This window comes from Pectobacterium parmentieri (assembly GCF_001742145.1).
GTDB lineage: Bacteria > Pseudomonadota > Gammaproteobacteria > Enterobacterales > Enterobacteriaceae > Pectobacterium > Pectobacterium parmentieri.
In genome coordinates this window covers 4,055,921-4,069,530 of the sequence record NZ_CP015749.1, presented here as the reverse complement: position 1 = coordinate 4,069,530, position 13,610 = coordinate 4,055,921, and the positions used below count along the sequence as shown (strand labels likewise).

Here is a 13,610-nt window from a genome sequence, read left to right as displayed (position 1 = left end):
GAGAAAGGTGATGTCATTCATACGACTACGAAACTTTGTGATGACGTTGGGGGTGTTAATGATCACCGCCTGTACACATTCCGTCGACGTGAAATATAGCTCGCCAGCAGAGCGCCCTACCTTGGTCAAAGAGCAGGCCTTGAAGGCCAATCAATATATCGTTATTGCCTATCATGATGTTGCAGATGACGGTGCCGATCAGCGTTTCATGGCGGTACGAACTAATGCACTTAATGAACACTTTGCCTGGTTAAGGGAGAATGGTTACCACCCAGTATCCGTTGATGACATTCTGGCTGCTGGCTCAGGGGGAAAACCGCTACCGGACAGGGCGGTATTACTGACATTTGATGATGGTTACAGCAGTTTTTATTATCGTGTTTACCCTCTACTGAAAGCCTATGGTTGGCCGGCGGTACTGGCGCCCGTAGGACGCTGGCTGGACACACCTGAAGATCAGCCGGTGGATTTTAGTGGTGTTCAAATACCTCGCAACCATTTTCTTACCTGGCAGCAAGTCGGTGAAATGGCGCAATCTGGCCTGGTAGAAATTGGGGCTCATACTTATGACTTACATAAAGGGATTCAGGCAAACCCGCAGGGAAATATGGAACCGGCCGCTGCCGTTCGCCGCTATTTTCCAGAAGGTAAACGATACGAAACGCGAGATGAGTACCGTCAACGTTTTGCGCATGATACTGACCTTATTACTCAACGAATCGCTGATGCTACGGGGAAAAAACCTCGAGTTTGGGTTTGGCCCTATGGTGCGGTGGGGGGGGACGCGCTAAACATTGTTAAGCAGCGTGGCTATCAGCTAGCGCTAACGCTTGGAAGTGGGCCCGCGTCGGTTGACTCGCCGTATAACGTTCCCCGCATACTGATTAACAATAATCCTGATGTACAACGGTTCGCGCTGTTGGTTAGCTATGCCCGAGAACCTGAGGTTATACGGGTTGCACATATCGATCTGGATTATGTTTATGACACCGATAAAGTGCAGCAGTCTCGTAATGTGGATGCCTTAATTCAACGCATTGCCGACTTGCGTATTAATACCGTCTATCTTCAGGCTTTCTCCGATCCGAAGGGGGATGGCAATGTACAGTCACTCTATTTCCCTAATCGCTGGATGCCCGTTCGAGAAGACTTATTCAATCATGTGGCCTGGCAACTAGCCTCGCGGGCGCTTGTTCGTGTTTACGCCTGGATGCCGGTGCTGGCTTTTGATATGGATGATGAGATGTTGCAGCGCGTTGAGCGGATCGACAGTGAGAGCGGGCAACGTAGTATCAACTACAGCCAATATCGGCGTTTATCGCTATGGGATGCGGAGGCCAGAAAGCGAATTACTGATATTTATGAGGATCTTTCCTCCTACGCCACGTTTAGTGGCATCTTATTTCATGATGATGCGGTGCTTGCAGACGATGAAGACGCAAGCCATCAAGCCATACAGGCATATCGAGAGGCTGGATTCCCCGGCACGATTGATGACATTCGTCGCAACCCCCAGCTTACGGCACGCTGGACGCGGTTTAAAAGTAAAGCATTAACAGATTTTACGCTCGATCTGGCCGCTCGTGTGCATGAGATCCGCGGCCCGCAAGTCCAAACCGCGCGCAACATTTTCGCGCTCCCTGCTATTGAGCCAGAGAGTGAAGCATGGTTCTCCCAAAATCTGGATGACTTCCTTGCCGCTTATGACTGGGTTGCCCCCATGGCAATGCCATTGATGGAAAACGTCGCGTCTAGGGACAGCGATGCGTGGCTGCAAAAACTGGTACAGGAAGTGGCTCGCCGCCCCGGCGCGCTGAATAAAACAGTATTTGAACTTCAGGCAAGGGATTGGCGTGTCCCAGGAGAACCGTGGTTAGACACCGCGCAATTGGTTAAATGGATGACCGTGTTGCAACTGAATGGTGCGCAAAATTACGGTTATTATCCGGATGATTTTCTTAATAATTCGCCTGAATTAGAGAGCATCCGCCCCATGATTTCATCAGAGTGGTACCCACTGCCATGATAGAGAGAATTTTAGCTTTCTTCATCTTATGCCTGATGCTCGGCATCCCTTTTGGCGTCATGTTCTCTTTTACAGGGGATGTCATCCTAAACTTTACCTTTTTCTGGCCTTTATTTATGTCAGGGATATGGATAACGGGTGGGCTGTATTTCTGGTTTCACCATGAACGTCATTGGCGCTGGGGGGAGGGGGTCATACCTGATGAGCCAGCCGGACGCCCGTTAGTGTCTATCTTGATCCCTTGTTATAACGAAGGGCCTAACGTGTGTGAAACCATTGAGGCGGCATTAGCACAACATTATACCCATATCGAAGTGATTGCGGTGAATGACGGCTCCAATGATGATACGGGAGAGGTGCTCGATCGGTTGGCGGACGACTATGACAAACTGCGCGTCATTCATCTTGCGCATAATCAGGGTAAAGCGTTGGCGCTTCAAACCGCGTGTGCAGCGGCCCAGAGCGATCTGCTGGTGTGCATTGATGGAGATGCGCTTCTCGATCCCAATGCTGTGGCCTATTTGGTTAACCCATTAATCAATAATCCACGGGTTGGCGCAGTAACGGGGAACCCAAGGATAAGGACGCGCTCGACGCTGGTTGGTCGCATTCAGGTTGGTGAATTCTCCTCAATTATTGGTTTGATCAAACGCACGCAGCGCGTTTATGGCAAAGTTTTTACGGTTTCTGGCGTCGTCGCCGCTTTTCGTCGCAGTGCGCTAGCAGAGGTTGGCTACTGGAGCACCGATATGATCACGGAAGATATTGATATCAGTTGGAAGCTTCAATTGCGGCATTGGTCGATATTTTTTGAGCCACGAGCCCTGTGTTGGATTCTGATGCCGGAAAAGCTATCTGGTTTATGGAAGCAGCGACTGCGCTGGGCGCAGGGCGGCGCTGAAGTCTTTTTAAAAAACTTCCGCCACTTATGGTCATGGCGCTATCGCCGAATGTGGCCGTTGTTCCTCGAATATTCTATTTCAATATTATGGGCCTTCACCTATGCCATGAGTGTCTTATTGTATTTGTTAGGCTTTTTAATAGAACTGCCTGAGGGCATCCGGGTGGAAACGCTCTTTCCTCCCGCATTTACCGGCATGATGATAGGGGTTGTTTGCTTAATCCAATTTGTAGTCAGTATGTTGATCGAACGACGCTATGAGAGGGACATTGGTAAATATTTGTTCTGGGTGGTCTGGTATCCGATGGTGTATTGGACGTTGAGCCTGTGCACCAGTCTGGTCAGTTTTCCCAAGGTCATGCTGCGTTCGCGTAAAAAACGAGCGCGTTGGGAAAGTCCCGACCGTGGTATTGAAAGAGGATAAATTATGCATTCACCTTTAATCGTGTCTGAAAGACGTTGGTGGCCACGCTTTATCGATTATTTCCTGACGCTATGTGGATGGGGAATCTTTATTTGGTTGTTTTTTGAGGTGTTTATCGACACTTTTTGGAATAACTATGCTCCAGAAGGGGCTTTCTTTACCTCAGAATGTTGGGTTATATCGATACATTTATGCATATTCCTGGTAACCGCGTCGCTCTTAGTTGCCTGGGGAAAACTGGAACACTATCGCTATCGTTCCAGAAAGGAACAAAGAACGCGTGCTGATGTACTAGATATCAAACACGTTGCCAGGAGTTTTTCTTTACCGTATGGGGTCGTTCAGGAATTGCATCGTAATAAGATCCAGCGTGTTTGGCATAATGAGCACGGAACAATTATTGGTATCGACAACGTATCAGTTGCGACCGACTGAAGACACATTGTCGTTTTATGGCGGTTGATGGCGAGAGTGGGAAAGCGCTTCTCTCTGATATCACCGCCTGTTCCTCAAACTCGGCGCTTCCTGAGCAAGAATCTTGGCTCAGGAGGTGCGCTGTTTAGCTGGCAGTTGTTCATCTGACTGTTTTTCACCTGATTGTTGCGCTGCCAGAATGTCAGCCAGATTCCCTTCAATCCACGCCGCCAACTCTTTCACCCGCTTGCCAACCTCTTTGCCTAATGGCGTCAGGCTGTATTCCACATGTGGCGGGACAACCGGATAGGCTGTTCGCAGGACAAAACCATCACTTTCCAGCCATTGCAGGGTCTGCGCCAGCATGCGTTCGCTCACGCCGCCAATCCGTCGACGCAGTTGACTAAAGCGATGTGTATCATCAAGTAATGCAATAAGGATCAGTACACCCCAGCGGCTGGTTACGTGGTTAAGTATCTGGCGAGACGGGCATTTCTCGGCTAAGACGTTGCCGGTTGGCAGAAGTGGGGGCAATAAATCTATCGATGTTGGGTGTTGACTCACTATACTTACCTTTATGTATGTACTTACTTAAAGTTAGTTTTGCCGATATTATGCCAGCCAGTGTCTGTTAATAAAAGACGGTTAATAAAAGGAGCTTGAGATGATTGCGATTACGGGTGCATCTGGCCAACTGGGCCGTTTAGTCATAGCACAACTGTTAGAAAAAGTTCCGGCGGGCGACATCGTCGCGCTGGTGCGTGATGTCAATAAAGTTGCCGATCTGTCGGCGCTTGGCGTGCAGGTGAAAGCCGCAGATTACAATCAGCCAGAGGCGCTGGTTTCCGCTCTGCAAGGTGTGGATAACGTGCTGCTGATTTCCTCCAGCGAAGTTGGGCAACGTGCGGCACAACACCGCAATGTGATCGAAGCCGCAGCGAAGGCCGGGGTGAAATTACTGGCCTACACCAGCTTGCTGCACGCGGATAAATCACCGTTAGCGCTGGCGGAAGAGCACCGTCAAACCGAAGCGTTGCTGAAAGACTCTGGTTTACCGCATGTCCTGCTGCGCAACGGCTGGTATACCGAGAACTATGCGGCCAGCATCCCTGCGGCGTTGGAGCACGGCGTATTTATCGGTAGTGCGGGCGAAGGCAAAATTACATCTGCAACCCGTGAAGATTTCGCTGCCGCCGCCGTCGCGGTACTGACGCAGGAAGGACAGGCTGGCAAAGTTTATGAACTGGCTGGTGATGAGCCCTATACGTTGGCGGAGCTGGCTGCGGAGATTAGCAAGCAGTCTGGTAAATCTATCGGTTATCAAAACCTGTCTGAAGCGGAGTTCACCGCTGCGCTGGTTTCTGCTGGTCTACCTGATGTTTTCGCGCAGATTATTGCCGATTCAGACGTCGGGGCATCCAAAGGCGGTCTGTTTGATGGCGCTAAACAGTTGAGCCAACTGATTGGCCGTTCAACAACGCCGTTGTCAGCGGTAGTAAAAGCGACGCTGAAATAACGTCTAAAAAGTAACGCGTAAAGAATCGGCCCGGAGATCATTCTGGGCCGATTGCGTTCTATTATTAGTCTGTACTCACAATCAATAGTTGGCTTTTTTATCAGGATATTGGGCGAGTTTCTTGCTCTGGACTGCTAATGTTTTTCCTCATTTTGTTAGTAAGCAGCTTGCCGACAGGTTGTTCAATGAATTGATAAAGCAACCAGCCAGCGATCAGGCTAACCGCCCCAGCGGCTATGATCAGTTGCGCAGCGCCTATCACATCGTATCGATTGCCATCAGTCCATTCATTTAGCAAGCGCAGAACTAAGAAATGAATCAGGTAAAAACAGAAAGAAATGCTGCCTAACCATTGCATTGGTTTCGCATGTAAAAATGAACGCTTTCCTTGTAGATCACTCACCGCGAGTGAGCCTATCAGTAATGTCAGCGGAATGAGAGTCACCAAATTGAGGCTAAGCAGGAACGGCATGAAAAGGTCGATGCAATATGTTAATGCGGTCAGTACCATGCTTGTGGTTACAGATACGGGTATCCACTTTCCCTCAAGGATAATACGCGACAGCAACATACCGATGACGAATTCAAAAATACGTGTTGGCGGGAAGGTATAGGAAAGCCACCATTGAATTTCACCAACGACGTGAGGCCAACCTTCAATCACCGGAACGGTGGGTAATAACGTATAGATTGCACCATTAACCGCGATTAAGGCGATATAGCATAATATTACGGACGTCCATAAAGATTCGGTCGGTATCTTTTTGACGATTTTGAGTAAGAATGGGTAAATAATATAAAGAAAAACAATAACAGATAGGAACCAACTGGGGACATTTCCGCCAATATAAATATCGCCTTGCGGTATCCATGTCTGTATCAATAATAAATTGGGTAACCAGACATCAACACGCCCAATGCTTATTATTCCAGTAAAAATAAGGAGTATAATAATAAATATATTTACAGGGTATACCTTCGCGAATCGTTTCTTATAGAACTGGAGTGGATTGCTGACTGATGGCGAGGACCAGTTCATGACAAAACCGCTCAGGATAAAAAAGAACGATACACTTACCCACCCAGCCTTACTGAGGATAAAAGAGTAGGTTGTGCCGATAGCGTCATCTGAGAACAGATTTAACATATTTCCGCTCGATGTGTGAAAGAGATACACAAGAAGAGCAGCAATAATGCGAGTGCCGTTTAGAGAAGGTAAATTCGGTAGGTGCCCTTTTGGTGTTCTCTTTATAATGAAATCACGCGGGTAATAATGCGAATTACCATTTTTTTCGATGGGATTGCTATCCATTTGTTTTTCCTATTTAAGCGCGATGCGAAAAATGAGGTGGATATCTATCATAAATATATAAAAATAAAATATTTATAATTTTCATTTGTTTTATAATAGTTAAAATAATAAGGATGCTAACTTAGTATCTCTTATTTACCTTTGGTGGTGATTATTTTTTAAAGGATGTCCCTTAAATTTACTAATAACACGATAACCTTTGGTTTACAAAATTGTTTTTTAATATTTATATTTAATTGTTTTATTTAACTATAAATTTTTGATGGTTTCTTTATATTTTTTAAACGATTAGGACATGAAGGTTAAAGAGATAAAAAATGACGGCGGGAGGGGATTTATCAGAATAGATCACGCCGAGTATCCATTTATCAATGAAGGAATCCTGTACGGACCTCGGGGATAGCTGTGATAGCAATGCCAGCATTTCTTTCTGGGGCCAAAGATATCCGCGATTTTTACACGCTATAGCCGATAACCTAATTTTAACGCCTATAGCGTGTAAATATTGTTTTACCTGCTAAAGCGTGTAATGTTTACCCTACCGCTTATAACCGGTAGGGTAAAATGATGAAGGTCACTAATAGCAAACAGCTTAGCAGCTATCTGAAAGATGTTCGTGTCACGCAGAAACTTTCACAAGGGAAAGTAGCCAGTAAAGTGGGTATTCGTCAGGATACGGTATCCAGCTTCGAGCAACATCCTGATTCTACCAAGCTAGAAACCTTCTTTAAAATCCTGTCGGCATTGAATTTGGAACTTACGGTTTCTCCCAGAAACGCAAAGGTAACCGATAATGACGTCTCTGTTGCATCATCCTGGAAGGAAGAACGGTAATGGCTGCGCTCGATGTTTACATGAACGGCTATCGGGTGGGGGCGGTTGATTTTGCCAGAGAATCAATGGAAAGCATTCTGACTGAATTTGCACAGTCTATGGGTACTGTTGTGATGAACGTCAGAAATCAACTGCCTGCGGGTTTTCCTGCCACCATTCGTGATGCAATTCAGGCTAGGGCTCGGCGATTGACGGCGGGGTGGGAATAGGCATCCTGTGGATGCCCCCGTGTGTTGGGGCCGCTACTTCCCAATACAAAAACTTGAAAAGATACGGCCTAGCAGGTCGTCAGAGGTGAATTCGCCAGTGATTTCACTCAAGGACTGCTGTGCCAGCCGCAGTTCTTCTGCCAGCAATTCGCCAGCGTAAGCGCTTACTAGCTGCTCTTTACCTTGAACCAAATGCTGTGCTGCCAGTTCCAGTGCTTGCAGATGACGACGTCGTGCCAGAAAACCGCCTTCCGTGTTGCTGGTGAACCCCATGCTTTGCTTGAGATGGTCGCGCAGCGTGTCCACACCTTCACCCGTGCGGGCGGAAAGACGGATAAGTGAGTGAGTATTCACATCTTCGATGCCAAGCGTTTCACCAGTCACGTCCGCTTTGTTGCGTACCACGGTAATCGGCAGTGTTTTTGGCAGGCGTGCCATAAATTCGGGCCAGATCTGCTCTGGTTCTGTCGCCTGCGTGGTGGTGCCATCGACCATGAACAGCACGCGGTCGGCCTGTTCGATTTCCTGCCAGGCGCGTTCGATGCCAATGCGTTCGACCTCGTCGCTGGCATCGCGCAGCCCGGCGGTGTCGATGACATGTAACGGCATGCCGTCGATATGAATGTGTTCACGTAATACGTCGCGCGTGGTTCCCGCGATTGCGGTGACGATTGCGGCTTCACGACCGGCTAACGCATTGAGTAAGCTGGATTTACCCGCATTAGGGCGACCCGCAATCACCACCTTCATCCCTTCACGCAGCAGGCTACCCTGATGCGCTTCGGCTCGGACGGCATCCAGATCGGCCATCACACCATTTAGCTGCGCTTCAATTTTGCCATCGGAGAGAAAGTCGATCTCTTCATCTGGGAAGTCGATGGCAGCCTCGACGTAGATTCGCAGGTGAGTAAGTGCTTCCACTAACTGATTTATACGGGTAGAAAAAACGCCTTGCAGGGAGTTCAGCGCTGAGCGAGCGGCCTGTTCCGAGCTGGCGTCAATCAGATCGGCGATGGCTTCTGCCTGTGCGAGATCGAGCTTATCGTTCAGGAAGGCGCGTTCAGAAAATTCGCCGGGACGCGCAATGCGCACGTTGGGCAGGGTCAGAATGCGTTGCAGGAGCAAATCAAGAATAACCGGGCCGCCGTGGCCTTGAAGTTCCAGCACGTCTTCACCGGTAAAGGAATTCGGGCCAGGGAACCAGAGGGCGATGCCCTGATCAAGCGTGGTGCCGTTGGTATCACGGAACGGCAGATAATCGGCGTGACGAGGTTTAGGAAGTTTACCCAGAATGGCATGTGCCACCTCTGCGGCTGCCCGTCCTGAAACGCGTAAAATACCCACACCTCCGCGTCCCGGTGGCGTGGCTTGGGCGACGATGGTATCGGTATTACTCATGATGTTCTCTCTGTGTTGATGCCTGTCTGCAGGCTATTTTACGTATCGTTAGGGGATAAAACAGCTTATAAAAAAATAAGGCGGTCAATGACCGCCTTACTCTTTCTATCGGCTAGCTATCAACCGGATTATTTCTTCTCGCGGCTATGCAGGCCACGTTTTTCCAGACCGCGATAGATCAACTGCTGCTGGAGAATGGTAACCATGTTGCTGACGATGTAGTACATAACCAGACCTGACGGGAACCACAGGAAGAAGACGGTAAAGATGACCGGCATGTAAGTCATGATCTTCTGCTGCATTGGGTCGGTCACGGTGGTGGGTGACATCTTCTGGATGAAGAACATCGTCACGCCCATCAGGATCGGCAGAATGTAGTACGGGTCTTGTGCAGACAGGTCATGAATCCACAGCGCGAACGGCGCATGGCGCAGTTCTACGGAACCCATCAGCATGTAATACAGTGCCAGGAAGATTGGCATCTGAATCACCAGCGGCAAGCAGCCGCCCAGCGGGTTCACTTTCTCTGACTTGTACAGCGCCATCATTTCCTGACTCATGCGCTGTTTGTCATCACCAATACGCTCACGCATCGCCTGCAATTTAGGTTGCAGTAAGCGCATTTTCGCCATAGAGGTGTATTGCGCTTTCGTCAGCGGATACATCACACCGCGCACGATAAAGGTAATGGCAATGATGGAGAAGCCCCAGTTACCGATAAAGCCGTGCAGGAATTTCAGCAGTTTAAACAGCGGCTGAGAAATAAACCACAGCCAACCGTAATCTACGGTCAGATCCAGGTGCGGCGCGACCGCAGCCATCTTGTCCTGAATTTCCGGGCCGACCCACAGGGTCGCGTTCAGATTTTGCTGGCTGCCAGCAGCAACCACAACCGGGGTAGCCTTGAAGCCAATCGCGGCCTGACCGTTGTCCTTACTGGTAAAGAACGTATTCGCGCCTGCCGTCGTCGGGATCCATGCGGTTGCGAAGTACTGTTGCAGCATCGCCACCCAACCACTGTTAGTGGTGATGTTCAGGCCTTCGTCCATATCGCCGAAGCTGTACTTTTTGTACTTGTCTTCGCTGGAAGAGAACGCCGCACCACGATAGGTGTGCAGGGCAAAGTTGCTGCTGCCGGTATCACGGTGCTTAGGCAACTCTGTAGACTGTTTTAACTGACCGAACAGCGTAAGTTCCAGAGGCTGAGCGCTGGTGTTATTGACGCTGTAGTCAACGTTCAGCGCATAGTCACCACGTTTCAGAACAAACGTTTTGGTATAGGTCACGCCGTCCGCAGCGGTGTACGTCATTGGAATGCGCAGTTCGCTCTGACCATCGGCCAGTTCGAAGCTATCTTGTGTGGCAGTAAACAGCGGACGTGGGCCATTAGCCGGGTTGTCTGGGCCGTTTTTGCCGGTCAAACCGCTCTGAGCTTGATAAACAAACTCTGGTGTGGTTTCCAGCAGATGGAAAGGTTTATCTGAACCCAATGTGTCCGGGTAAGCCAGCAGATGCGCTTGCTCGACATCGCCGCCACGCGTGTTGATGGTTAGCGACAGCACATCGGTTTTCACCGTAATCAGTTTACCTTGACCGCTAGCCGGTACGCCCTGGTTGGTAGCATCACCGGTCACTGCGTTCGTCGCCTGCTGTATGGCCTGCGTGGTTGCTGGCGGATTTTTATCCGTTTCCCAAGCCTGCCAAAGCATAAAGGTTACGAATAGCAGAGCGATGAGAAGAAGATTGCGTTGCGAATCCATCGTTAATGTTCTCTGTTATTGTCGGTTTTTGGCGGTACGGGATCATCACCACCAGGGTTCAAAGGATGGCATTTTAATACGCGTTTAAGCGTCAACCAACAGCCTTTTATCATGCCGAACCTGCGTATTGCTTCAATACCGTATTGCGAACACGTTGGCCGGAACCGGCAATGCGGTCCGAGTAACGGGCTGATAACGAGTTGATAACCGCGTATCAACCCGATCAGCAGTCGGGAGCCAAACGACAGTGCCGACGCCATAGTTTTTCCAATGCTTCCGTCAGAGTGCGGTTATCCAGTTCAGACACCCCCTTTTTCACCAGCACCACAAAATCCATTGAAGGTAATGAATGTTGGTGCAGGCGAAAGCTTTCGCGCGTCAGGCGTTTAATCCGATTGCGTTCATGAGCACGTTTTACATGCTTTTTGGCGACGGTAAGACCGATGCGGGGATGCCCCAGCGAGTTCAGGCGGCCGAGGATGGTAATTTGCGGCGTGCCAGCCCGTTGCGGCTGCTGGAAGACGAAAGTGAAATGACGGGGAGTTAACAAACGTAACTCCCTGGGAAATGCTAGCTTAACCACTCGGTGGGTTAGCTTTTATTACTTAGAAACAGACAGACGAGTACGGCCTTTCGCACGACGGCGGGCCAGAACTTGACGACCATTTTTGGTGGCCATACGAGCACGGAAACCATGGCTACGGTTACGCTTCAATACGGACGGTTGGAAAGTGCGTTTCATGGCGATTTCTACCTAAACTTGGAAAATTATAACTTCACAGTAAACGCGTTTGGCTGTTCGGCGTGAAAATGACCGACGCCTCAATCGCATATCACAGCTATATAACGGAAAGAGGCAGGATTGTAATAATTGTACAGTCCTGAGTCAATTAACATCACACTTAACACGCCAGCCATTCCCAGTATTTTTGGAATTTCTGTCTGCCAGAGCACAGAAACGGCGTAGACGCGCGGGCAGGGAATTATACGGACTCTATTGTAAAGTGCAAGGATCGTCCAACGATCTGTCCCGCAAGATCATGATCGATATCACCGTAACGATCGTGTCTCCAAGGGTATGCTTGGATGCACTTGGTAGAGGGCGAGTAAAATGCGCGCTAGCCGCCCTTCTGGCGTGTTGTGGGGAGTCGCGGTAAGAATAGCCTGTGGATAAAAAGGATCGAAACTGTGCAGAAGGGGAAGATCTCTTTGCCGGATTAGGTTATGATCCACGGTTCCATTAGCGATCCTTTTGACGGGATCGTCGGAGTAAATCGCCACGCTGCGTGGTGTGTCTGCTGTCTGCATTGTAAATGAAGCAATCGTGGATGACGCAGGTGCCAAAAAATCATGAGTCACATAAATAACGTCTTATTCTTTTCTTTTTGATCGTTCTTGTTCGAGTGGAGTCCGCCGTGTCACTTTCGCTTTGGCAGCAGTGTCTTGCCCGTTTGCAGGATGAGTTACCTGCCACAGAATTCAGTATGTGGATACGCCCGTTGCAGGCGGAGCTGGGTGATAACACTCTGGCGCTCTACGCCCCCAACCGCTTTGTGCTGGATTGGGTTCGTGATAAATACTTAAATAATATCAATATCCTGCTGAATGATTTTTGCGGGATGGATGCCCCTTTACTGCGTTTTGAAGTGGGGAGTAAACCGCTGGTTCAGGCTGTCAGCCAGCCCGCGCAGTCGCACCACAATCCTGTCAGCGTTGCGCGGCAACAGCCAGTACGCGCGGCACCGGTACGTCCAAGCTGGGATAACTCGCCGGTACAGGCAGAGCATACCTACCGCTCCAATGTGAACCCGAAACATACGTTTGATAACTTCGTTGAAGGTAAATCGAACCAGTTAGCCCGCGCAGCAGCACGTCAGGTGGCTGACAACCCAGGTGGTGCGTATAACCCGTTGTTCCTTTATGGCGGCACTGGCTTGGGTAAAACGCACTTATTGCACGCAGTGGGGAATGGCATCATTGCCCGCAAACCTAACGCGAAGGTGGTCTACATGCACTCCGAGCGTTTCGTGCAGGATATGGTGAAAGCATTGCAGAACAATGCGATTGAAGAGTTTAAACGCTACTACCGCTCCGTTGACGCGTTGCTGATCGATGATATTCAATTCTTTGCTAATAAAGAGCGTTCGCAGGAAGAGTTCTTTCATACCTTTAACGCGCTACTGGAAGGCAACCAGCAAATCATTCTGACGTCTGACCGCTATCCGAAAGAGATCAACGGCGTGGAAGATCGCCTGAAATCCCGCTTCGGTTGGGGGTTAACGGTTGCGATTGAACCGCCAGAGCTGGAAACCCGCGTAGCGATCCTGATGAAAAAGGCAGATGAAAATGACATTCGCCTGCCTGGTGAAGTCGCATTCTTTATTGCCAAACGTCTGCGTTCTAATGTGCGTGAGCTGGAAGGCGCACTGAACCGTGTTATCGCGAATGCCAACTTTACCGGCCGTTCGATCACCATTGATTTTGTGCGTGAGGCGTTGCGCGATCTGCTGGCGTTGCAGGAAAAACTGGTTACTATCGACAATATTCAAAAGACCGTGGCGGAATACTATAAAATCAAGGTAGCCGACCTGCTGTCTAAACGTCGTTCCCGCTCGGTGGCGCGTCCGCGCCAGATGGCGATGGCGTTGGCAAAAGAACTGACGAATCACAGCCTGCCGGAGATCGGCGATGCCTTTGGCGGGCGAGATCATACGACGGTGTTGCACGCCTGCCGCAAGATTGAGCAGTTGCGTGAAGAAAGCCACGACATCAAAGAAGATTTTTCCAATTTAATCAGAACATTATCTTCATAACAC

At 49.4% G+C, this 13,610-nt stretch carries 14 protein-coding genes; 7 read left to right on the top strand and 7 right to left on the bottom strand.

What is annotated here, in order from left to right; genetic code table 11:
* The first annotated feature begins 10 nt into the window (after positions 1-10).
* From pgaB to pgaD, 3 genes are read left to right on the top strand one after another with little or no spacing between them, the layout of a single operon-like run.
* Entirely contained in the window at positions 11-2,026 is a 2,016-nt protein-coding gene (gene pgaB, locus A8F97_RS18430; protein WP_015731598.1) for a poly-beta-1,6-N-acetyl-D-glucosamine N-deacetylase PgaB, read from the top strand.
* Entirely contained in the window at positions 2,023-3,351 is a 1,329-nt protein-coding gene (gene pgaC / locus A8F97_RS18425) for a poly-beta-1,6-N-acetyl-D-glucosamine synthase (protein WP_014702184.1), read from the top strand. Before pgaB ends, pgaC begins: the two co-directional genes overlap by 4 nt.
* A gap of 3 nt (positions 3,352-3,354) precedes the next feature.
* A complete protein-coding gene (gene pgaD, locus A8F97_RS18420; protein WP_014702185.1) occupies positions 3,355-3,786 on the top strand; it encodes a poly-beta-1,6-N-acetyl-D-glucosamine biosynthesis protein PgaD in 432 nt (143 codons plus the stop codon).
* Between the two features lie 108 nt (positions 3,787-3,894).
* Here pgaD and A8F97_RS18415 read toward each other — a convergent pair whose 3' ends face one another.
* Entirely contained in the window at positions 3,895-4,329 is a 435-nt protein-coding gene (locus A8F97_RS18415) for a winged helix-turn-helix transcriptional regulator (RefSeq protein ID WP_033072396.1), read from the bottom strand.
* A gap of 100 nt (positions 4,330-4,429) precedes the next feature.
* Here A8F97_RS18415 and A8F97_RS18410 point away from each other — a divergent pair, with 100 nt between their 5' ends.
* Entirely contained in the window at positions 4,430-5,281 is an 852-nt protein-coding gene (locus A8F97_RS18410; protein WP_014702187.1) for an SDR family oxidoreductase, read from the top strand.
* A 100-nt stretch (positions 5,282-5,381) separates the two neighbouring features.
* On the opposite strand, the gene A8F97_RS18405 is transcribed toward A8F97_RS18410, so the two are convergent.
* Positions 5,382-6,593 (bottom strand): acyltransferase family protein, encoded by a 1,212-nt coding sequence (locus A8F97_RS18405; RefSeq protein WP_025920158.1) that lies wholly within the window; start codon positions 6,591-6,593, stop codon positions 5,382-5,384.
* Positions 6,594-7,160: 567 nt separating this feature from the next.
* Here A8F97_RS18405 and A8F97_RS18400 point away from each other — a divergent pair.
* On the top strand, positions 7,161-7,427 hold the full coding sequence (locus tag A8F97_RS18400; RefSeq protein WP_025920159.1) for a helix-turn-helix domain-containing protein: 267 nt from the start codon (positions 7,161-7,163) through the stop codon (positions 7,425-7,427).
* A complete protein-coding gene (locus A8F97_RS18395; protein WP_014702190.1) occupies positions 7,427-7,636 on the top strand; it encodes a hypothetical protein in 210 nt (69 codons plus the stop codon). The genes A8F97_RS18400 and A8F97_RS18395 overlap by 1 nt, the downstream gene beginning before the upstream one ends.
* 33 nt (positions 7,637-7,669) lie before the next feature.
* Here the strand turns inward: A8F97_RS18395 and mnmE are convergent, their stop codons facing one another.
* The 5 genes from mnmE to rpmH all read right to left on the bottom strand — a co-directional run bounded on the left by mnmE (position 7,670) and on the right by rpmH (position 11,536).
* Complete coding sequence (gene mnmE / locus A8F97_RS18390) at positions 7,670-9,034, bottom strand: tRNA uridine-5-carboxymethylaminomethyl(34) synthesis GTPase MnmE (RefSeq protein ID WP_014702191.1); 1,365 nt, start codon at positions 9,032-9,034, stop codon at positions 7,670-7,672.
* A 128-nt stretch (positions 9,035-9,162) separates the two neighbouring features.
* Positions 9,163-10,794, bottom strand: a complete 1,632-nt coding sequence (yidC, locus tag A8F97_RS18385) for a membrane protein insertase YidC (protein ID WP_025920161.1) — start codon at positions 10,792-10,794, stop codon at positions 9,163-9,165.
* Positions 10,795-10,796: 2 nt separating this feature from the next.
* The gene (gene yidD, locus A8F97_RS23575) at positions 10,797-11,054 is read right to left on the bottom strand and encodes a membrane protein insertion efficiency factor YidD (RefSeq protein ID WP_010281237.1); all 258 of its coding nucleotides are present in this window, start codon (positions 11,052-11,054) and stop codon (positions 10,797-10,799) included.
* Positions 11,018-11,377, bottom strand: coding sequence for a ribonuclease P protein component (gene rnpA / locus A8F97_RS23570; protein ID WP_071822913.1), 360 nt, complete (start codon positions 11,375-11,377; stop codon positions 11,018-11,020). The genes yidD and rnpA overlap by 37 nt, the downstream gene beginning before the upstream one ends.
* An 18-nt stretch (positions 11,378-11,395) precedes the next feature.
* On the bottom strand, positions 11,396-11,536 hold the full coding sequence (gene rpmH, locus A8F97_RS23565; protein ID WP_005976668.1) for a 50S ribosomal protein L34: 141 nt from the start codon (positions 11,534-11,536) through the stop codon (positions 11,396-11,398).
* A gap of 673 nt (positions 11,537-12,209) precedes the next feature.
* Between rpmH and dnaA the strand changes: the two genes are divergently transcribed.
* Positions 12,210-13,607, top strand: coding sequence for a chromosomal replication initiator protein DnaA (dnaA, locus tag A8F97_RS18375; RefSeq protein ID WP_005976670.1), 1,398 nt, complete (start codon positions 12,210-12,212; stop codon positions 13,605-13,607).
* Positions 13,608-13,610 lie beyond the last annotated feature (3 nt).